At 72.9% G+C, this 19,786-nt stretch carries 17 protein-coding genes; 13 read left to right on the top strand and 4 right to left on the bottom strand.

Annotation, left to right across the window (positions count from 1 at the left end; all coding sequences use genetic code 11):
• The first annotated feature begins 108 nt into the window (after positions 1–108).
• The 6 genes from ACWD4P_RS02355 to ACWD4P_RS02330 all read left to right on the top strand — a co-directional run bounded on the left by ACWD4P_RS02355 (position 109) and on the right by ACWD4P_RS02330 (position 8,449).
• Complete coding sequence (locus ACWD4P_RS02355; protein WP_449778275.1) at positions 109–1,197, top strand: polyprenyl synthetase family protein; 1,089 nt, start codon at positions 109–111, stop codon at positions 1,195–1,197.
• Between the two features lie 7 nt (positions 1,198–1,204).
• Positions 1,205–3,286 carry a squalene--hopene cyclase gene (gene shc / locus ACWD4P_RS02350; protein WP_449778274.1) on the top strand — a complete coding sequence of 694 codons (2,082 nt, stop codon included), beginning with the start codon at positions 1,205–1,207 and terminating at the stop codon, positions 3,284–3,286.
• Positions 3,283–3,981, top strand: a complete 699-nt coding sequence (locus ACWD4P_RS02345) for a 5'-methylthioadenosine/S-adenosylhomocysteine nucleosidase family protein (protein WP_449778273.1) — start codon at positions 3,283–3,285, stop codon at positions 3,979–3,981. Before shc ends, ACWD4P_RS02345 begins: the two co-directional genes overlap by 4 nt.
• Positions 3,982–3,983: 2 nt before the next feature.
• Positions 3,984–5,012: an adenosyl-hopene transferase HpnH gene (hpnH, locus tag ACWD4P_RS02340; protein ID WP_359817332.1), complete on the top strand. Its 1,029-nt coding sequence runs from the start codon at positions 3,984–3,986 to the stop codon at positions 5,010–5,012.
• 136 nt (positions 5,013–5,148) lie between these two features.
• On the top strand, positions 5,149–7,059 hold the full coding sequence (gene dxs / locus ACWD4P_RS02335; protein ID WP_449778272.1) for a 1-deoxy-D-xylulose-5-phosphate synthase: 1,911 nt from the start codon (positions 5,149–5,151) through the stop codon (positions 7,057–7,059).
• Positions 7,049–8,449, top strand: a complete 1,401-nt coding sequence (locus ACWD4P_RS02330; RefSeq protein ID WP_449778271.1) for an aspartate aminotransferase family protein — start codon at positions 7,049–7,051, stop codon at positions 8,447–8,449. Before dxs ends, ACWD4P_RS02330 begins: the two co-directional genes overlap by 11 nt.
• Before the next feature lie 71 nt (positions 8,450–8,520).
• Here the strand turns inward: ACWD4P_RS02330 and ACWD4P_RS02325 are convergent, their stop codons facing one another.
• Positions 8,521–8,793, bottom strand: a complete 273-nt coding sequence (locus ACWD4P_RS02325) for a DUF6343 family protein (RefSeq protein WP_359830371.1) — start codon at positions 8,791–8,793, stop codon at positions 8,521–8,523.
• 75 nt (positions 8,794–8,868) lie between these two features.
• On the opposite strand from ACWD4P_RS02325, the gene ACWD4P_RS02320 reads away from it, so the two are divergent.
• Entirely contained in the window at positions 8,869–9,132 is a 264-nt protein-coding gene (locus tag ACWD4P_RS02320; protein WP_449778270.1) for an I78 family peptidase inhibitor, read from the top strand.
• Positions 9,133–9,313: 181 nt separating this feature from the next.
• Here the strand turns inward: ACWD4P_RS02320 and ACWD4P_RS02315 are convergent, their stop codons facing one another.
• Together ACWD4P_RS02315 and fabG are read right to left on the bottom strand one after the other, a co-directional pair.
• On the bottom strand, positions 9,314–10,123 hold the full coding sequence (locus tag ACWD4P_RS02315) for a phosphatase PAP2 family protein (RefSeq protein WP_359830365.1): 810 nt from the start codon (positions 10,121–10,123) through the stop codon (positions 9,314–9,316).
• Between the two features lie 231 nt (positions 10,124–10,354).
• Entirely contained in the window at positions 10,355–11,122 is a 768-nt protein-coding gene (gene fabG / locus ACWD4P_RS02310; RefSeq protein ID WP_449778269.1) for a 3-oxoacyl-ACP reductase FabG, read from the bottom strand.
• 446 nt (positions 11,123–11,568) lie between these two features.
• Between fabG and ACWD4P_RS02305 the strand changes: the two genes are divergently transcribed.
• Complete coding sequence (locus ACWD4P_RS02305; protein ID WP_359830360.1) at positions 11,569–12,393, top strand: MarR family winged helix-turn-helix transcriptional regulator; 825 nt, start codon at positions 11,569–11,571, stop codon at positions 12,391–12,393.
• Positions 12,394–12,593: 200 nt separating this feature from the next.
• On the opposite strand, the gene ACWD4P_RS02300 is transcribed toward ACWD4P_RS02305, so the two are convergent.
• Positions 12,594–13,460, bottom strand: a complete 867-nt coding sequence (locus tag ACWD4P_RS02300; protein ID WP_449778268.1) for an aldo/keto reductase — start codon at positions 13,458–13,460, stop codon at positions 12,594–12,596.
• A gap of 577 nt (positions 13,461–14,037) precedes the next feature.
• Here ACWD4P_RS02300 and ACWD4P_RS02295 point away from each other — a divergent pair.
• The 5 genes from ACWD4P_RS02295 (at position 14,038) to ACWD4P_RS02275 (ending at position 19,779) form a co-directional block, all read left to right on the top strand.
• The gene (locus ACWD4P_RS02295) at positions 14,038–15,813 is read left to right on the top strand and encodes an ABC transporter transmembrane domain-containing protein (protein ID WP_449778267.1); all 1,776 of its coding nucleotides are present in this window, start codon (positions 14,038–14,040) and stop codon (positions 15,811–15,813) included.
• A 43-nt stretch (positions 15,814–15,856) separates the two neighbouring features.
• Positions 15,857–17,629, top strand: coding sequence for an ABC transporter ATP-binding protein (locus ACWD4P_RS02290; protein WP_449778266.1), 1,773 nt, complete (start codon positions 15,857–15,859; stop codon positions 17,627–17,629).
• Positions 17,630–17,752: 123 nt separating this feature from the next.
• Entirely contained in the window at positions 17,753–17,998 is a 246-nt protein-coding gene (locus ACWD4P_RS02285; protein WP_359825836.1) for a LapA family protein, read from the top strand.
• A gap of 47 nt (positions 17,999–18,045) precedes the next feature.
• Complete coding sequence (locus tag ACWD4P_RS02280; RefSeq protein ID WP_359825867.1) at positions 18,046–18,774, top strand: amino acid ABC transporter ATP-binding protein; 729 nt, start codon at positions 18,046–18,048, stop codon at positions 18,772–18,774.
• Positions 18,775–18,864: 90 nt separating this feature from the next.
• Positions 18,865–19,779, top strand: a complete 915-nt coding sequence (locus ACWD4P_RS02275) for a glutamate ABC transporter substrate-binding protein (protein WP_359825838.1) — start codon at positions 18,865–18,867, stop codon at positions 19,777–19,779.
• The last annotated feature ends 7 nt before the right edge of the window (positions 19,780–19,786 follow it).

The raw sequence follows: 19,786 nt of genomic DNA, 5'->3' as shown, positions 1-19,786 counted from the left end.
ACCGGTACCACCGGCGCCACCGGCACTGGCACTCGATTCGACACCAGCCGCACCGACAGCACCCGGTCGCCCCGGGCGGTCCGGCACCACGAGGGAGAGGGAACGCACGTGGAGTCACGCACCGGCTTCGCCGTCGGAGGCACGGCGCACGCCGAACCGGTCTCGGTGCCGGAGCTGCTGGCCCGCAGCCGTACGCTCTGCACCCCGCCGCTACGGGCCGCCGTCGCCCGATTGGCCGCACCCATGGACACCGTCGCCGCCTACCACTTCGGCTGGATCGACCGGGACGGCACCCCGGTGACGGGGGACGGCGGCAAGGCCGTGCGCCCCGCGCTGGCGCTGCTGTCCGCCCGTGCCACCGGTGCGGCGGAGGAGGTGGGGGTGCCCGGCGGGGTCGCGGTTGAACTGGTGCACAACTTCTCCCTCCTCCATGATGATCTGATGGACGGTGACGAGACCCGACGGCACCGGGCCACCGCCTGGACGGTCTTCGGCCCGGCCCAGGCGATCCTGGTCGGTGACGCCCTGGCGACGCTCGGCACGGAGGTGCTGCTCGACGCCGCGGTGACCGGTGACACGAGCCCCACCGACGCCGCGCGTGCCGTCCGGCTGCTCACCACGGCGACCCGCCGGCTGATCGACGGCCAGGCCATGGACGTCGCCTTCGAACAGCGCGACAGCGTCACGGTCGCGGAGTGCCTGGAGATGGAGGGCGGAAAGACGGCGGCGCTGCTGGCCGCCGCCTCGGCGATCGGAGCCGTCCTGGCCGGCGCCGACGACAAGGTCTCCGGAGCGCTGGAGCGCTACGGCCACCACCTGGGCCTGGCCTTCCAGGCGGTGGACGACCTGCTCGGCATCTGGGGTGCCACCGAGGTCACCGGCAAGCCGCACTGGGGCGACCTGCGCCAGCGCAAGAAGTCCCTGCCGGTGGCCGCCGCACTCGCCGAGGGCGGAGCGGCCTCGCGCCGGCTCGCCGAGGAACTGGCCGACCCCAAGGGACGCGGGGAGGAGAGCGAGCCCGAGCTCGCCGCCCGGGCCGCGCTGATCGAGGAGGCCGGCGGCCGTGCCTGGACCCAGGAGGAGGCCCGCCGCCAGCACACGACTGCCCTCGCCGCCCTGGACGAGGTGCCCATGACCGACGAGGTGCGCGAGCACTTCGTCGCACTCGCCGAATTCGTGGTGGTACGAGAGAGGTGACGTTACGTTGACAGCAACCGCGGACGGCCGGCTCGACCCTGAGTACGATTCCGAGCCGGTCGCGGTGGGCGACCGCCCCCCGACCCTGCTGGGTGCGGGGAGGTGGCAGCCCGAGGACACCGACCAGCTCCGGCCGGCCGGTGAGGCGGACCTCCGGCCGGCCGACGCACGGGAGGCCCTGGCCCGCGCCTCCACCCACCTGCTCTCCCTGCAGTCGTCCGAGGGCTGGTGGAAGGGCGACCTGGAGACCAACGTCACCATGGACGCCGAGGACTTACTGCTCCGACAGTTCCTGGGAATCCGCACCGAGGAGCAGACCCGCGCCACCGCCGAGTGGATCCGCTCCCAGCAGCGCGAGGACGGCACCTGGTCCACCTTCCACGGCGGGCCGCCCGAGCTGTCCACCACCGTCGAGGCGTACGTCGCGCTCAAACTGGCCGGCGACGACCCGGACGCCCCGCACATGCTCGCCGCCGCGCGCTACGTCCGCTCCGCCGGGGGCATCGCGGCGGCCCGGGTGTTCACCCGGATCTGGCTCGCCCTGTTCGGCTGGTGGCCCTGGGACCGGCTGCCCGAGATGCCTCCCGAGATCATCTTCCTGCCCCGGTGGCTGCCGCTGAACATCTACGCCTTCGGCTGCTGGGCCCGCCAGACCATCGTCCCGTTGACCGTGGTCTCCTCCCACCGCCCGGTCCGTCCGGCCCCCTTCGCGCTCACCGAGCTGCACACCGACCCGGACGACCCGTACCCCCACCGGCCGCTCGCCCCCGCCACCACCTGGGACGGCCTCTTCGAACGCCTCGACAAGGTGCTGCACGCCTACCACCGCCGGGCCTTCCGCCCGCTGCGCCGACTGGCCGTCTCGCAGGCCTGCCGCTGGATCGTCGAGCGCCAGGAGGCCGACGGCTGCTGGGGCGGCATCCAGCCCCCCGCCGTATACTCGCTGATCGCCCTGCACCTGGAGGGCTACGAGCTGGAGCACCCGGTGATGAAGGCCGGGCTCTCCTCCTTCGACCGCTTCACCGTGCACACCGAGGACGGCAAGCGCTGGCTGGAGGCCTGCCAGTCCCCGGTCTGGGACACCTGCCTGGCCACCATCGCCCTGGTCGACGGCGGGGTGCCGGCCGACCACCCGGCGCTGGTCTCCGCCGTCGACTGGATGCTCGGCGAGGAGATCCGCAAGCGCGGCGACTGGGCCGTCCAGCGGCCCGGGCTCGCCCCCGGCGGCTGGGCCTTCGAGTTCGAGAACGACACCTACCCCGACATCGACGACACCGCCGAGGTGGTGCTCGCGCTGCGCCGGGTCGCCCACCCGGACCCGGCCAGGGTCGACGGCGCGGTCGACCGGGCGGTGCTGTGGAACCTCGGCATGCAGTCCAAGAACGGTGCCTGGGGCGCCTTCGACGTGGACAACACCAGCACGCTGCCCAACAAGCTGCCGTTCTGCGACTTCGGCGAGGTCGTCGACCCGCCGTCCGCCGACGTCACCGCGCACGTGGTGGAGATGCTCGCCGAGACCGGCCGCTCCCGCGACCCCCGGACCAGGCGCGGCATCGAGTGGCTGCTGCGCAACCAGGAGGCCGACGGCTCCTGGTTCGGCCGCTGGGGCACCAACTACATCTACGGCACCGGCTCGGTGCTGCCCGCCCTGGTCGCGGCCGGCGTCCCCGACGAGCACCCGGCGATCCGCCGGGCGGTGCGCTGGCTTGAGGACCGGCAGAACGCCGACGGCGGCTGGGGCGAGGACATGCGCTCCTACGACGACCCGGCGCGCTGGGCCGGGCGCGGCGACTCCACCGCCTCGCAGACCGCCTGGGCGCTGATGGCGCTGCTCTCGGCCGGCGAGGGGCCGCAGGGCCGGGCCAACCCCGCGGTGGAGCGCGGCGTGGAGTGGCTGGTGCGCACCCAGCTGCCCGAGGGCACCTGGGACGAACCGCAGTTCACCGGAACCGGCTTCCCGTGGGACTTCTCCATCAACTACCACCTGTACCGGCTGGTCTTCCCGGTCACCGCGCTCGGCCGCTACGTCCACGGCGCCCCGGGCACGAGCCGGGTCGACGGCGCTCCGGCGATCGGAGCGGCGCGGTGACCACCGCGCCGCTGCTGGTGCTCTGCGCCCTGGGCCCCGAGGTCTGGGCCCTGCGCGGCGGTGACTGGCGCGGCGCGCCCGGCGGGTCCCCGGTGCTGGTGCGCACCGGGGTCGGCCGGCGGCGCGCCGGGCTGGCCGTCCGTCGGCTGCTCGGCTCCGCCCCCACCGGGTACGGCGCCGTGGTGGTGGCCGGTTTCGGAGCCGCGCTCGGCCCGGGCGTGCAGCCCGGCGACGTGGTCGCCGCCGACGGCGTGCGCGACGCCGAGGGCCACCTGTACCCGCTCGACTCCGGGGCGGAGCTCACCCGGGCGCTGAAGGAGCGCGGCCTGACCGTGCACACCGGCGTGCACCACACCGCCGACCACGTGGTGCGCGGCATCGAACGGCGGGCACTGCACGTCCAGGGCGCGCTCGCCGTCGACATGGAGGCCGCCGCCGTCCTGGCCGCGCTGCGGGAGGTGCGGCCCGCACTGCCGACGGCCGTCCTGCGCGTGGTGGTGGACACGCCCGAGCACGAACTGCTGCGGTTCGGCACCCTCCCGGCCGGGGTGCGCGCCTGGCGGACCCTGAGGGCGACGGTGCCCGCCCTCGTCGACTGGTACCGGCAGGAGCGCGCGCCCGGACCCGCGGTCCTGAACGGCTCCGCGGACCTGAACCACCCCACATCCTCGACGCTCCCCCAGGAGGCGAGCTAGCCATGGCCATGCCGTTGCGCCAGACCGTGCGGGTCGGCACCTACCTCATGCAGCAGAAGCTGCTCAAGCGCCGGGACAAGTTCCCGCTGATCGTGGAGCTGGAACCGCTCTTCGCCTGCAACCTCGCCTGCGAGGGCTGCGGCAAGATCCAGCACCCCGCGGGCGTCCTGAAGCAGCGGATGCCCGTCGCCCAGGCGGTCGGCGCGGTCCTGGAGTCGGGTGCGCCGATGGTCTCGATCGCCGGCGGCGAGCCGCTGATGCACCCGCAGATCGACGAGATCGTCCGGCAGCTGGTCGAGCGCCGCAAGTACGTCTTCCTCTGCACCAACGCGCTGCTGATGCGCAAGAAGATGGACAAGTTCACGCCCTCGCCGTACTTCACCTTCGCGGTGCACATCGACGGCCTGCGGGAGCGGCACGACGAGTCGGTGGCCAAGGAGGGCACCTTCGACGAGGCGGTGGCGGCGATCAAGGAGGCCAAGCGGCGCGGCTTCCGGGTCACCACCAACAGCACCTTCTTCAACACCGACACCCCGCAGACCGTCATCGACGTCCTGGACTACCTCAACGACGAGCTCAAGGTGGACGAGATGATGATCTCGCCCGCCTACGCCTACGAGAAGGCCCCCGACCAGGAGCACTTCCTCGGGGTCGAGCAGACCAGGGAGCTCTTCCGCAAGGCCTTCGCCGACGGCAACCGCCGGCGCTGGCGGCTCAACCACAGCCCGCTCTTCCTGGACTTCCTGGAGGGCAAGGCCGACTTCGAGTGCACCCCCTGGGGCATCCCCAACTACTCGCTGTTCGGCTGGCAGCGGCCCTGCTACCTGATGGCCGACGGCTACGTGCCGACCTACCGCGAACTGGTCGAGAAGACGGACTGGAGCAAGTACGGCCGCGGCAAGGACCCGCGCTGCGAGAACTGCATGGCCCACTGCGGCTACGAGCCGACCGCCGTCCTCGCGACGATGGGCTCGCTCCAGCAGTCGCTGCGCGCCATCACCGAGACCGTCAGCGGCAACAAGGGCCGCTGAGACGGGAGTTGACCTCCAGGTCGGCACCCCGGCCCGGGCCCCGCGCCCGGGCCGGCGCCGCCCCAGCGCCGGGCCGGGCCCGCTTCCGGACCGGGTGGAGGCGCCACCGCACCGCTCCGAGTCGTGAGGTGTACCCATGTCACTGCTCTCCCGCGTCACGTCCCCGGCCGAGCTGCGCAAGCTCCCCGCCGTCGAACTCCCGCTGCTCGCCGACGAGATCCGCGACTTCCTGATCGACGCCGTCACCCGCACCGGCGGCCACCTCGGGCCCAACCTGGGCGTGGTGGAGCTGACCATCGCCCTGCACCGGGTCTTCGACTCGCCGTACGACCGGATCGTCTTCGACACCGGCCACCAGAGCTACGTCCACAAACTGCTCACCGGCCGACAGGACTTCAGCCGGCTGCGGATGCGCGGCGGACTCTCCGGGTACCCCTCGCGGGGCGAGTCCGAGCACGACCTGGTCGAGAACTCGCACGCCTCCACCGCGCTCTCCTACGCCGACGGCCTGGCCAAGGCCGCCCGGCTGCTCGGCCAGCACGACCGGCACACCGTCGCGGTGATCGGCGACGGCGCGCTCACCGGCGGGCTCGCCTGGGAGGCGCTCAACAACATCGCCGAGGCGCGCGACCGGCCGCTGGTCATCGTCGTCAACGACAACGAGCGCTCCTACGCCAGGACCATCGGCGGCCTCGCCAACCACCTGGCCACCCTGCGCACCACCCAGGGCTACGAACGCTTCCTCGCACTCGGCAAGGAGGCCCTGCAGCGCACCCCGCTGGTCGGCCAGCCGATCTTCGACGCGCTGCACGGCGCCAAGAAGGGCTTCAAGGACGCCTTCGCCCCGCAGGGCATGTTCGAGGACCTCGGCCTCAAGTACCTCGGGCCGATCGACGGCCACGACCTGGGCGCGGTCGAACAGGCGCTGCGCCAGGCCCGCAACTTCGGCGGGCCCGTCATCGTGCACTGCCTGACCGTCAAGGGACGCGGCTACCGGCCGGCCGAGCAGGACGAGGCCGACCGCTTCCACGCCGTCAACCCGATCGACCCGTACACCTGCCTGCCGATCTCGCCCACCGGCGGGGTCTCCTGGACCTCGGTGTTCGGGGACGAGCTGGTCACCCTCGGTGCCGAGCGGCCGGACCTGGTGGCGATCACCGCGGCCATGCTCCAGCCGGTGGGCCTGGCCCCGTTCGCCAAGGCCTATCCGGAACGGACCTTCGACGTCGGGATCGCCGAGCAGCACGCCGTCACCAGCGCGGCCGGGCTCGCCACCGGCGGACTGCACCCGGTGGTCGCGGTGTACGCGACCTTCCTCAACCGGGCCTTCGACCAGGTCCTGATGGACGTCGCCCTGCACAGGCTGGGCGTCACCTTCGTGCTCGACCGCTCCGGGGTGACCGGGCCGGACGGCGCCTCGCACAACGGCATGTGGGACATGTCGATCCTCCAGGTCGTACCCGGCCTGCGGCTCGCCGCGCCGCGCGACGCCGAACAGCTGCGCGCCCAGCTGCGCGAGGCCGTCGACGTCCGCGACGCCCCGACCGTCGTGCGCTTCCCGAAGGGCAACATCGGGCCCGGGGTGCCGGCCGTCGAGCGGATCGGCGGAGTGGACGTGCTGCTGCGCACCGGGCGGGCGCCGGAGATCCTGCTGGTCGCGGTCGGCACCACCGCCTCCGCCTGCCTCGACGCCGCCCGGCTGCTGCTCGCCGAGGGCTTCACCGCCACCGTGGTCGACCCGCGCTGGGTCAAGCCGGTCGACCCGGCGTTGCCCGAACTGGCCGCCGCCCACCGGCTGGTGGTCACCGTCGAGGACAACGGCCGTACCGGAGGCGTCGGTTCGGCCGTCGCCCAGGCGCTGCGGGACGCCGACGTGGACGTGCCGGTGCGGGTGCTCGGCCTGCCCCAGGAGTTCCTCGGCCACGCCTCGCGCGGGGAGATCCTGGAGGAGGCCGGGCTCACCGGGACCGGGGTCGCCGCCCAGACCGCCGTCTTCGCCAAGAACCTGCTACCGACCCGAGGAGCGAACCCGCGCCATGCCGGCTGAACCAGACCGCCCCGCCTTCGACCTCGCCAAGCTGATCGCCGAACGCGGCGGCGAACGCTACGAGTTGCACGGCCGCTACCTCAACCCGCAGCTGCCGCGGATGCTGCACACCATCGGCTTCGACAAGTACTACGAGCGCGCCCGCGGGCAGTACTTCTACGACTCCGAGGGCAACGAGTACCTCGACATGCTGGCCGGCTTCGGGATCTTCGCGCTCGGCCGCCACCACCCGGTGGTGCGCTCGGCGATCCGGCAGGTGATGGACCTCGACCTGCCGGACCTGGTGCGCTTCGACTGCTCGCCGCTGCCCGGGCTGCTGGCCGAGCGGCTGCTGGCCCAGGCTCCCGGGCTGGACCGGGTGTTCTTCGGCAACAGCGGCACCGAGGCGGTGGAGACCGCGCTCAAATTCGCCCGGTACGCCACCGGACGCCGGCGGATCCTCTACGCCGACCACGCCTTCCACGGGCTGACCACCGGCTCGCTCTCGGTCAACGGGGAGAGCGGCTTCCGCAAGGGCTTCGACCCGCTGCTGCCGGACACCGCCATCCCGCTCGGCGATCTCGCCGCGCTGGCCAAGGAGTTGAAACGCGGCGACGTCGCGGGGCTGATCGTCGAACCGATCCAGGGCAAGGGCGTCCAGGCACCGCCGCCCGGCTGGCTGCGGGCCGCCCAGGCACTGCTCCACGAGCACCGGGCGCTGCTGATCTGCGACGAGGTGCAGACCGGCATCGGCCGCACCGGCGAATTCTTCGCCTACCAGCACGAGGACGGCGTGCTGCCCGACCTGGTCTGCGCGGCCAAGGCGCTGTCCGGCGGGTACGTGCCGGTCGGGGCGACGCTCGGCAAGAGCTGGATCTTCGAGAAGGTGTACTCCTCGATGGACCGGGTGCTGGTGCACTCGGCCAGCTTCGGCGCCAACGCCCAGGCCATGGCGGCCGGGCTGGCGACCCTGGAGGTGATGCGCGACGAGCAGGTGGTGGAGAACGCCCGCAAGGTGGGCGACCACCTCCGCGAACGGCTGACCGCGCTGGTCGACAGGTACGAGCTGCTCGCCGAGGTGCGCGGGCGCGGGCTGATGATCGGGATCGAGTTCGGGCGGCCCAAGTCGCTCAAGCTGCGCACCGGTTGGACCGCGCTCCAGGCGGCGCGCAAGGGGCTGTTCGCGCAGATGGTGGTCGTGCCGCTGCTGCAACGGCACCGCATCCTGACCCAGGTGTCCGGGGACCACCTGGAAGTGATCAAGCTGATCCCGCCGCTGATCGTCACCGAGCGCGATGTGGACCGGTTCGTGGACGCCTTCACGGACATCATGGACGAGGCCCACCGGGGGAGCGGACTGATGTGGGACTTCGGGCGGACCCTGGTCAAGCAGGCGGTCGGCGGCCGCTGAGGCCGGGACCGCCGGTCGCGTGGAGTGGGAAGCCGGCCCGGCCGGCTTCCCACTCCGTGGGAGACACCGCGTCAGAGCTCGGTCCGGCGGCGCCGGACGACCACCACGAGATCGACGGCGGCGAACAGGGTGAGCAGGCCGCAGGCCACGGCGAAGCCGGTGAGGGTGCCCCGGCTGGGAGCGCCGTAGGCGGGCGAGGCGGCCGCCCAGATCGCGAAGCCCAGCGTGGCCAGGGCGAACAGCGGCGTGAAGGTGAGCGAGAGCAGGTAGCGGAGCTTGAGGTCGCTGCGGGCGGTGGCCGGCTCGGTGCCGCTGCGCCACCGTCGCGGGGTGGTGGTGCGCATGCCGTTCACCTCCGGACCGCGCGGGTCGGGCTACGATTCCAGCGTACGTCCGAGGGGACCAGCCGGGGAGGCGCGATGTCGGGATCGGACGCGGCGGGCGCGGGGCACGGCGCGGTGGGTTCGGGTTCGGCCGGGGGTTCCGGGCCGGGTGCCGTGGGCCAGGACGGCGAGGGGTACGCGGGGCTGCGGATCGAGCGGGCCCGGGAGTTGGCCCGGCGGCACGGTTGGGCGTCGGTCCGGGTGCTGGAACCGGGGGACCTGATGACCATGGAGTTCCGGCAGGGGCGGCTCAACCTCGCGGTGCGCGACGGTGTGGTCGAGCGCAGCTGGGAGGGGTAGGCCGGGTGGTCCGGGGGCCGGAGTGTGCCCCCGGATCGAGCTGAGGGGCGGGTCCCGGGCCCGACGTACCGGGCCCGACGTACCGGCCGGGGTCCGGGGGCCGAGGCCCGGGTTCGGCGCCGGGGCGCGGGACCGGGGCTTGGTGCCGGGGCTTGGTGCCGGGGTTCGGGCCGCTTCGGGTTCAGCAGGACAGCTGCCGGCGGGCGAAGCGCCGGTGGAGCCGCTGTTCGGCGATGGCGACCAGGGGTTCCAGCAGCGGCAGGGAGAGCAGCACGAGCAGTCCGGCCGCCCAGCCGGCCAGGACGTCGGTGACCCAGTGGGTGCCCAGGTAGACCGTGGTCAGGCCGATCGAGCAGGCGGTGGCGGCGGCGATCAGGGCGCCGGTGCGCCGCCAGCGGGCGGCCAGGTAGGCGAGCACGCCCCAGGTGACCACCGCGTTGGCGGTGTGGCCGGACGGGAAGATCGTGCCGCCGGAGAAGAGCTCGGGCGAGCCGACGAACTGGGCGTAGTGCGGGCCGAGTCGGCCGGTGACGATCTTGACCGCGCCGACGGTGACGTTGAGCAACAACAGGGCGATGCCCATGACCAGCAGCGGGCGCAGCCGGCCGAGGCGGTGGGCCCGCCAACCGAGCCAGACGAAGGCGGCGATCGCCGAGGGGCCGCGCTGCCCGGCGACCACCCAGGTGTCGAGCAGCGGCTCCAGCCGGGGCCACCGCTCGTAGGGGCGCAGCAGCCGGACCGACCAGTCGAGGTCGACCAGCGCGGTGTTGAGCAGGACCCCGGCCAGCACCAGCAGGTATCCGGCGAGGGTGACGGCGAGCAGGGCGGCCTGCCGCCGGCTCATCGGCGGCCAGCCGGGCTCGCGGGGGTCGGGGCCGAGCGGGGCGGGGGTGCGCCCCGGGGCGGCGGGGCGTTCCCGTCGGCCGATTTCGGCGGTGCGGCGCTCCGGTGCCCGGCGCGGAAGGGGAACGGAGGTACTTCTGGATTGCACGGGGTGACCCTACCCACCCGGACAGGGCTATTCCGGCGGTAATTGTCATTTTCCCAAGAAATCGACAATTGGGTCGATCCGGGGCGGCTCGAGGGGTGATTTCCCCTATTCCGGTATCGAAAGTCCGTGTGGTGGTCGAATGATTCTGCAAAAGCACCGGTAAAGCAAACGGAGTGGGAGGCCGGTGCGCCCGGCTTCCCACTCCGTGGTAACCCTGTGTAGGTTCCGTGCTCAGTCGAGGGGGCCGCCCGCGACGTAGATCACCTGTCCGGAGACGAAGCCGGCGTCCTCGCTCGCGAGGAAGGAGATGGTGTGGGCGACGTCCTCAGGCCGACCGACCCGCTGGACCGGGATCTGCGAGGCCGCGGCCCGCTTGAAGTCTTCGAAGTCCATGCCGACCCGGGCCGCGGTGGCGGCTGTCATGTCCGTGGCGATGAAGCCGGGGGCGACCGCGTTGGCCGTGATGCCGAACTTGCCCAGCTCGATGGCCAAAGTCTTGGTGAAGCCCTGGAGACCGGCCTTGGCGGCCGAGTAGTTGGCCTGGCCGCGGTTGCCCTGGGCCGAGGACGAGGACAGGTTGACGATGCGGCCGAAACCGGCGTCGACCATGTGCTTCTGCACTGCGCGGGTCATCAGGAAGGCGCCGCGGAGGTGAACGTTCATGACCGTGTCCCAGTCGGACTCGGACATCTTGAAGAGCAGGTTGTCGCGGAGCACGCCCGCGTTGTTCACCAGGACGACCGGGGCGCCGAGCTCGGCGGCCACCCGGTCGACGGCGGTCTGGACCTGCCCGGCGTCCGAGACGTCGGCGCCGACGGCCAGCGCCCTGCCGCCGGCCGCGGTGATCCGGTCGACGGTCTCCTTGCCCGCCGACTCGTCCAGGTCCAGTACGGCGACCGCGTAGCCGTCGGCGGCCAGCCGGACGGCGGTGGCCGCGCCCAGGCCGCGGGCGGCACCGGTGACGACGGCGACCCTGGGGGCGGTGCTCTGCTCGGTCATGCGCGCTCTCGTCTCTCTCGGGGGTTGCCTCCCGGGGAGAGCCCCCGGAGAGGGTGGCCACACCCTACCGGCGGGTAGGGAGGGCGGCCAGGGTGGAGAGACGCAGGTGACGGTCGGTAAGGACCGACCGGTCGGCTTTCTGCTGAGAACGGGTTACTGCAAGGACTTCGCAGCGAGTAAATATGCCAATGTTGCCGAACCTGCGTCTACTATCCGCCCCTGCCTGCCAGCAAGGGCCCGCCGTTTGTATAGTGTCCGCCAGCAGCCACCGGCTGCACGGCTGGAGCGCCCTCCCTCATAGCTGGACGCCCACTCGCCGTTACTGCCCCACCCGGGTGTCCCACACACACCGGGTGTGACATCGGGACGGATACATGGTGCTGGGGGAGATCCCGACAACCCGCGTGTCTGCGCGACTTCAGCAGTCGCCCGGACACCTCATTCGCGTGGCACAGCAGGTTCACACCCGCTTGTGGTCCGAACACGTCGGAGCCGATCTCACGGCTCCGCAGTTCGCCGTGCTGCTGGTCCTGGCCCTTGAGCCGGGTGCGGACCAGCGGACGGTCGGCGAGCGAGCCTCGCTCGACAAGGCCACGATGGCGGAGATGGTCGCGCGGCTGGTCCGCCGCGGCCTCGTGCTGCGCAGGCGCGACCCGGCCGACGGCCGGCGCAAGCTGCTGGCCCTCTCGCAGGGCGGCGCCCAGGCGGTGCGCGAGGCCACCGGTGGTGTGGTCCGCGTGCAGCGCGTCCTGTTCGAGCCGCTCACGGCGGAGGAACAGGTCGAGATCGTCCGGGTGATGGCCAAGATAGCCAGGCTGGAGCCCGCGGCGGTCGCCGTCATCACCGACGCGCGGCCGATACTGGACGCCCAGCGGGCGATCGGCTACCTGATCAGGGTGAGCCAGCAGGTGCACACCAAGCTCTGGTCGGAGCACGTGGGCGCCGAGCTGACGGCTCCGCAGTACGCGGTGCTGGACGCGCTGGAGCTGGAACCGGGCGCCGACCAGCGCACGGTCGGCGAGCTGGCCTCGCTGGACAAGGCCACGATGGCCGAGATGGTCAGCCGGTTGGTGCGCCGCGGTCTGGTGCAGCGCCGACGCGACCCCTCGGACGGACGGCGCAACCTGCTCTCGCTCTCACCGGCGGGACAGGACCTGCTGCACCGCTCGGCCGCTGGGGTGGCCGAGGTCCAGCGGTTGCTGTTGGCTCCGCTGGAGGAGGGCGAGCACGAGGCCGCGCTCGCGCTCATCGCGAAGGCGGCCAGGCTCTAGGTCAAATCTTCGCCGCAGTAGCCAAAACGATTCGCCAAAACGCTGAGGGTCCATGGCCATGGGCTTCGCCGCGTGGTCATGGGCTTTGGCGCATCGGGGCACACCGAAGGCCGCCCGCTCCCGGTAGGGGTGCGGGCGGTCTTCGTGTGCCGGCCGTCAGGCGGTTCGGGGGCCCGGAGGCCGGACCCCCGGGCCCGACGTCAGTTCCAGTCGAACTCCTGCGGGTCCGGCCCGATCCGCTGGCCGGTGGCCACCGCGGCGATCGCCGTGAGGTCCTCGGTGTCCAGCTCGAAGCCGGCGACGTCCAGGTTCTCGCGGATCCGGGACGGGGTGACCGACTTCGGGATGGCGATCACGCCGCTCTGGAGGTGCCAGCGCAGCACCACCTGGGCGACCGTGCGGCCGTGCTTCTCGGCGATCTTCACCAGCGCGGGCTCGGCGAGCAGCTCCTTGCCCTGGCCGAGCGGGCTCCAGGCCTCGGTGGCGATGCCGTGCTCGGCGTGGAACGCGCGCAGCTCCGCCTGCGGGAAGTACGGGTGCAGCTCGACCTGGTTCAGGGCCGGGGCGACGGAGGCCTCGTCCAGCAGGCGGGTCAGCTGCTGGGTGCCGAAGTTGGAGACGCCGATCGACGTGACCCGGCCGTCCGCCTTCAGCTGCTCGAAGGCCTTCCAGATGTTGAGGTAGCTGTCGCCGTGCATCGGGCGCGGCCAGTGGATCAGGTACAGGTCGAGGCGCTCGAGGCCGAGCTTGGCCAGTGACGCGTCGAACTCGCGCAGCACCGCGTCGCGGCCCTGCGCGCCCGACCAGTCGCGGGTGCCCGAGTTCCAGAGCTTGGTGGTGACGTAGAGGTCCTCGCGGGCCACGCCGCCCGCCAGCGCCTCGGCGATCGCGGCGCCGGTGCCGGCCTCGTTCTCGTAGATGGCCGCCGTGTCGATGGAGCGGTAGCCCGCCTCGATCGCGGAGCGGACGGCGGGGGTGGCCTCGGCGTCCGGGACCTGCCACACGCCGAAGCCGAGCTGCGGGATCTGCGCGCCGTCGTTCAGGGTGACGGTGGGGATGCTGCTCACGGGAAGGGGTGCCCTCCTGGTTGTCCTGTGGTTCCAGTGGGGGCAACTGGCGCCCCGGTGTGATTGTTCCCGCCGAACGGGCGAATCTTGGGTGAAGCTTTGCGGGGGTTTGGCCCCGGGCGGCGAGCGGCTGGCGGCTCGTCGGGGCGGGCGGCTGGGCGTGCGGCCGAGGCTTGGGGCGTGCGGGTAAGCGCAGGGCGTGCGGGCGCCGAAGCGCGCGGGGGCCACGGTGAAAACCTGTTGCGCGGATCACGCGGAGGTTGGCAGGCTCGCGGCCATGACCTCCTGACTTCCGGGCCCTTCGTGCCCATCCCGTCTCCGTCCGGTGTCTCCTCCGGACGCACCGTCGACGTCGCGTCGGCCGCCGTGGTGCGTGCGGCCGCGCCGTCGTGCCGCGCATCCTCCGGCCGTCGGCCCGGGCCGCCCGCCGTTCGACCGTCCTTCGGTCGCCGGGCGGGCGGTGCGCACGTCACCGAGGCGCTCCGTGCGCCCTGTTCTCCGAACCCCCGCTGCCCCCGTACCCCTGTACCCCCGTGCGCCCCTGCCCCTGCCCGCGCACCGCTCGTATCGGAGTGTCATGCTGCTCACCCCCCTGCCGCTGGACGACCCCGGCAGCCCCGACCTCTCCTCACCCCTGGCCTTCCTGCGCTGGCTGCAGCGCAGCCAGCGGCGCGGGCAGTGGCTCGCCACCGTCTGGACGCTGATCGAGATGGGGTGCCAGGCCGCCCTGCCGGTACCGCTCGGGATCGGCGTGCAGGCCGCCGTGGACGGCGACGCCGCCGGGATCTGGCGGTCCGGCGGGCTCCTGCTGCTGCTGGGTGCGGGCGCCGCGCTCGGCACCGTGCTGGCGCACCGCCAGGTGGTCTGGAACTGGATCCACGCGGCCACCCAGGTACGGCAGTTGGTGGCCAGACAGGCCTCGCACCTCGGGGCCGGGCTGTCCCGCAGGATCGCCACCGGCGAGGTCGTCGCGGTCGGCAGCGGGGACGTCGAGCGGATCGGCTGGTACGTCGAGCTGGTGGCCCGGGTCCGGTCCGCGGTGGTCGTCTGGCTGGCCGTCAGCATCGCGGTGCTGACGATCGATCCGGTGCTCGGGGCCGGGGTGCTGCTCGGTGTCCCGGTGCTCGCGGGCTCCGTCTGGCCGCTGATCGGGCCGTTCGAGCGGCGCTACGAGCAGCAGCGCGCCCTCGGCGGCAAGGCCACCGAGCTGGCGGCCGACACGGTCGCGGGGCTGCGGGTGCTGCGCGGCATCGGCGGCGAGGAGCTGTTCCTGGAGCGGTACCGGGTCGCCTCCCAGAAGGTCCGGGCGGCAGCCGTCCGCTCGGCCCGGATCTGGTCGCTGATGCAGGCGCAACAGGTGCTGCTGCCCGGCCTGTTCGTGGTCGGCGTCACCTGGTACGGCGCCCAACTGGTCGCCGACGGTGACCTCGCCGTCGGCACCCTGATCGCGGTGTACGGCGCGACGGCCTTCCTGGCGGCCCCGCTGCGCATCCTCGGCGAGGCGGCGCACGCCTGGAGCGTGGCCCGGGTCTCCGCCGGGCGGGCCGTCCGGGTGCTCTCTCTCGACCGGACCGTCGGCGCCGCCGGGGCCTCGCTGGCCAGTCCCGGCCGGGCCGACCTGCACGACCCGACGAGCGGGCTGACGGCGCGGGCCGGCGAGCTGACCGCGGTGGTCTGCGGGGACCCGGACTTCGCCGGGGCGCTGGCCGAGCGGCTCGGCGGCCACGTCCCGCAGGCCGAGGGCGAGCGGGCGCGGGCCTCGGCGCGGCTGGGCGGCACGGAGCTGGACGCGGTGCCGCTGGCCGAGGCCAGGGCGGCGGTGCTGGTCCACGACAAGGAGCCGGTGCTGCTCTCCGGCACACTGGCCGAGCTGTTCGACGTCCCGTCCTCGGGGCGGGTCCCGGCGGCCGAGGCGCTGGCGGCGGCCCGGTCGGAGGACGTGCTGGAGGCCCTGGTGGAGGCCTCGCCGGAGTGCGGGGGAGACCCGATGCTCGCCCGGATCACCGAGCGCGGGCGCTCGCTCTCCGGCGGGCAGCGCCAGCGGCTCGCCCTGGCCCGCGCCCTGCTGGCGGACCCGCCGGTGCTGGTGCTGGACGAGCCCACCAGCGCGGTGGACGCGCACACCGAGTCGAGGATCGCCGCCGGGCTGCGGGACACCCGGGCGGGCCGTACCACGGTGGTGTTCGCGACCAGCCCGCTGCTGCTCGACCGGGCGGACCGGGTGGTGCTGCTGCAGGAGGGCCGGGTCGTCGCGGCCGGGCGGCACCGCGAGCTGATGCGGACCGAGCCGGCCTACCGCGCCGTGGTCACCCGCGACGAGGAAGCGGCCCGTCCGGTGGGTGAGGTCGTATGAGGACCACCGTCAACTTCCCTGCCACGCACCCGAGGAGTACGTCATGAAGCCCCCCGTCCAAGAGGAACAGGGGCCGGCCGCCACCCTGCCGGTCGGCTCCCCGGCGGCCGTGCGCGGGTACCTGCTCCTGCTCGCGCGGCGGCACCGCGCCGGATTCTCGGCGGTGGTGGCGCTGCACTCGACGGCCACGGTGGCCGGGCTGGTCGGCCCCTGGGTGCTCGGCCGCCTGGTCGAGTCGCTCGCCACCGGGACGGCCGGGTCCACCATCGCGGTGTCGGTCGCCTGGTACCTGCTGGCACTGGTGGCGCAGGCGGCGTTCACCGGGTGGTCGCGGATGCGCGGCTCGGTGCTCGGCGAGCGGGTGCTGGCCGACCTGCGCGAGGACTTCCTGGTCCGCTCGGTGGCCCTGCCGACGGGGGTGCTGGAGCGGGCCGGCACCGGGGACCTCGTCTCCCGGGGCACCACCGACATCGACCGGCTGGACAAGTCGGTGCGCGAGGCCGTGCCCGAACTCGCCGTCGCCGTCGTCTCGTTGCTGCTGGTGCTCGGTGCGCTGCTGGTCACCTCGCCGCTGCTCGCGCTGACCTCGCTGATCGGCCTGCCGCTGCTGCTGGTCAGCTCCCGCTGGTACTTCCGGCGCGCGCCGCAGTCCTACCGCAGCGAGTCGGCCGGGTACGCGGCGGTCAGCAACGTGCTGGCCGAGACGGTCGACGCAGGGCGGACGGTCGAGGCGCTGCGGCTGGGCGACCAGCGCGTCGGGCTGACCGACCGCAAGCTGCGCGAGTGGCTGGCCTGGGAGCGGTACACGCTCTGGTTGCGCTCGGCCTGGTTCCCGACCATCGACGCGGTCTACACCGCGGCGGTGCTCGCCACCCTGGTGCTCGGCGGGCTGTTCACCCTCCGGGGCTGGATCACGGTGGGCCAGCTGACCACCGGGGTGCTCTACGCCCAGATGCTCACCGGCCCGGTGGACCTGATCCTGCGCTGGTACGACGAACTGCAGATCGGCCAGGCCTCGCTGGCCCGGCTGGTGGGCGTACGCGAGGTGCCCGAACACGAGGGGGACGAGTCCGCCCGGCCGGACGGCCGACGCGTCGAGGCGAAGGACGTCCGGTTCGGTTACCGCGAGGGCGCCGACGTCCTGCACGGCATCAGCCTGGACGTCGCCCCGGGCAGCCGGGTCGCGCTGGTCGGCCCGTCGGGCGCGGGCAAGTCCACGCTCGGCCGGCTGCTGGCCGGGATCTACGCCCCCGGCCGCGGCAGCGTGACCCTCGGCGGTGCGGCGCTGGCGCGGATGCCGGCCGAGCGGGTGCGCTCGCAGGTCGCCCTGGTGAACCAGGAGCACCACGTGTTCGTCGGCACCCTGCGGGACAACCTGCGGCTGGCCGCCCCCGAGGCGGACGACACCGAGCTGCGGGCCGCGCTGGACGCGGTGGACGCCGGGGACTGGGTGGACGCCCTGCCGGAGGGCCTGGACACCGAGGTCGGCTCCGGCGGCACCTCGCTGACGCCGTCGCAGGCCCAGCAGCTGGCGCTGGCCCGGCTGGTGCTCGCCGATCCGCACACCCTGGTGCTGGACGAGGCCACCTCCCTGCTGGACCCGAGGGCCGCCCGGCACCTGGAGCGCTCGCTCTCCCGGGTGCTGGAGGGGCGAACGGTCATCGCCATCGCCCACCGGCTGCACACCGCGCACGACGCGGACGTGATCGCGGTGGTCGAGGGCGGGCGGATCAGCGAGTACGGCAGCCACCCGGACCTGGTCGCGGCGGGCGGGCCGTACGCGGCGCTCTGGCGGTCCTGGAGGGACGAGCGGTAGCGGACCGTCCGGGCCGGAGAGGTTCAAACCCGTACGGGGTGGGATTGCCCCGTACGGGTTACTCCCTGGCCCGGAGGGGCGCGTAACCGGGCAAATCGGCCGTTCGGCCCGCAGACTGCTCCGGTGACCAAGATTTCAGACGGTTCGTCCCGATCCCAGCGCAGTGAGATCGGCGGGATTCCCACGCGCTACATCGGGATCGGCGTCATCGTCGTCCTCGCCGTGTGGTTCCTGTTCGCCAACCTCGACAAGGTGAGGATCCAGTTCTGGGTCTTCACCGTCACCGCGCCGCTCTGGATCGCGCTGCTGGCCACGCTGATCGCGGGCGCCGTGCTGGGCTGGCTGCTGAAGGGACGGCGCAACCGGTGACCGCAGCCTCCGGGCCGGCTCCGGCCGGCGCCTCGGCCTTCACCCCGCTGATCGAGATGCGCGGGGTCAACAAGCACTTCGGGGACCTGCACGTCCTCCAGGACATCGAGCTGACGGTGGGGCGCGGCGAGGTCGTCGTGGTCATCGGCCCGTCCGGCTCCGGCAAGTCCACCCTCTGCCGGGCGATCAACCGGCTGGAGCCGATCGAGCACGGCACCATCCTGATCGACGGCGAGCCGCTGCCCGCGGAGGGCAAGGGCCTGGCCAAGCTGCGCGCCGAGGTCGGCATGGTGTTCCAGTCCTTCAACCTGTTCGCGCACAAGACCGTGCTGCAGAACGTCTCGCTCGCACAGATCAAGGTCCGCGGCCGGCCCAAGGCGGAGGCGGACGCCAAGTCCCACGCCCTGCTGGAGCGGGTCGGACTCGCCGGGCAGGCCGCCAAGTACCCGGCCCAGCTCTCCGGCGGGCAGCAGCAGCGGGTCGCGATCGCCCGGGCACTGGCGATGGACCCCAAGGCGCTGCTGTTCGACGAGCCCACCTCGGCGCTCGACCCCGAGATGATCAACGAGGTGCTGGACGTCATGCGCCAGCTCGCGAGCGAGGGCATGACGATGGTCGTGGTCACCCACGAGATGGGGTTCGCCCGGGCCTCCGCGAACCGGGTGGTGTTCATGGCCGACGGCCGGATCGTCGAGGACCGCGCCCCGGAGGAGTTCTTCAGCGCTCCCGAGAGCGAGCGCGCCCGGGACTTCCTGTCCAAGATCCTTAAGCACTGAGGCGGCGCCGTGAACCGTGAGACGACGCCCGTGGCCGGACCCGCGGGGCAGTCCGCGGCGAGATCCGCGGGGAGGGCGGCGGAGAGGTCCGTGGGGCGGTCCGTCGCGCGGGCGGGCCGGCGCGCGCTCGCCGCCGTCCTGCTGCTCGCCTCGCTGGCGGTGGGCTGCGGCAAGCCCGGCACCCCGCCGCCCAAGGGCCCGCAGGCCAGCGCCCTGCCCGCCTACCAGGTGCAGGACGCCTCCGGGATCACCGGCTCGCCGACCCTGGACGCCGCCCGCAGCCGGGGCCACCTGGTGGTCGGTGCCAAGGAGGACCAGCCGTACCTGGGCCAGAAGAACCCGGCCACCGGTGAGTACTCCGGCTTCGACATCGAGATCGCCAAGATGGTCGGCGCCTCTCTGGGCTTCCCGGCGGACCGGATCCAGTTCAAGACCATCGCCTCGGCCAACCGGGAGACCGCGCTGCAGAACGGCCAGGTGGACTACTACGTCGGGACGTACACCATCAACGACAACCGGAAGAAGCTGGTCGGCTTCGCCGGCCCGTACTTCATCGCCGGGCAGTCACTGCTGGTGCGCAGGAACAACACCACCATCCACGGCCCGGAGGACCTGGACGGCAAGAAGGTCTGCTCGGCGGCCGGCTCGACGCCGTACCAGCGCATCCAGTCGCAGTACCCGAAGGCGAAGCTGATCGGCTACGACACCTACTCGGCCTGCGTGGACAACCTGATCACCAACCAGGTCGACGCGGTGACCACGGACAACGCGATCCTGCTCGGCTACGCGGCCAAGGTGCCGGACGAGCTCAAGGTGGTCGGCCCGCTGTTCTCGACCGAGCCCTACGGGATCGGGGTGCCGAAGAACGACACCGTGCTGCGCGGCGCGATCAACGACGCGCTGGAGCACCACATGCAGAACGGCGACTGGAAGAGGGCCTTCGAGGCGACCCTCGGCCTCTCCGGAGAGCCGGCGCCCAACCCGCCGCAGATCGACCGGTACTGAGAGGGCC

The organism is Kitasatospora sp. NPDC002543 (assembly GCF_053594915.1).
The sequence above is the reverse complement of the archived record's forward strand: the minus strand, read 5'-3'. Positions and strand labels throughout refer to the sequence as shown.

Bases quoted from the DNA above. Each gene is read 5' to 3' on its own strand.
- hpnH (WP_359817332.1), top strand. From the start codon at position 3,984: ATGGCCATGCCGTTGCGCCAGACCGTGCGGGTCGGCACCTACCTCATG.
- dxs (WP_449778272.1), top strand. From the start codon at position 5,149: ATGTCACTGCTCTCCCGCGTCACGTCCCCGGCCGAGCTGCGCAAGCTC.
- ACWD4P_RS02330 (WP_449778271.1), top strand. From the start codon at position 7,049: ATGCCGGCTGAACCAGACCGCCCCGCCTTCGACCTCGCCAAGCTGATC.
- ACWD4P_RS02325 (WP_359830371.1), bottom strand. From the start codon at position 8,793: ATGCGCACCACCACCCCGCGACGGTGGCGCAGCGGCACCGAGCCGGCC.
- ACWD4P_RS02320 (WP_449778270.1), top strand. From the start codon at position 8,869: ATGTCGGGATCGGACGCGGCGGGCGCGGGGCACGGCGCGGTGGGTTCG.
- fabG (WP_449778269.1), bottom strand. From the start codon at position 11,122: ATGACCGAGCAGAGCACCGCCCCCAGGGTCGCCGTCGTCACCGGTGCC.
- ACWD4P_RS02295 (WP_449778267.1), top strand. From the start codon at position 14,038: ATGCTGCTCACCCCCCTGCCGCTGGACGACCCCGGCAGCCCCGACCTC.
- ACWD4P_RS02290 (WP_449778266.1), top strand. From the start codon at position 15,857: ATGAAGCCCCCCGTCCAAGAGGAACAGGGGCCGGCCGCCACCCTGCCG.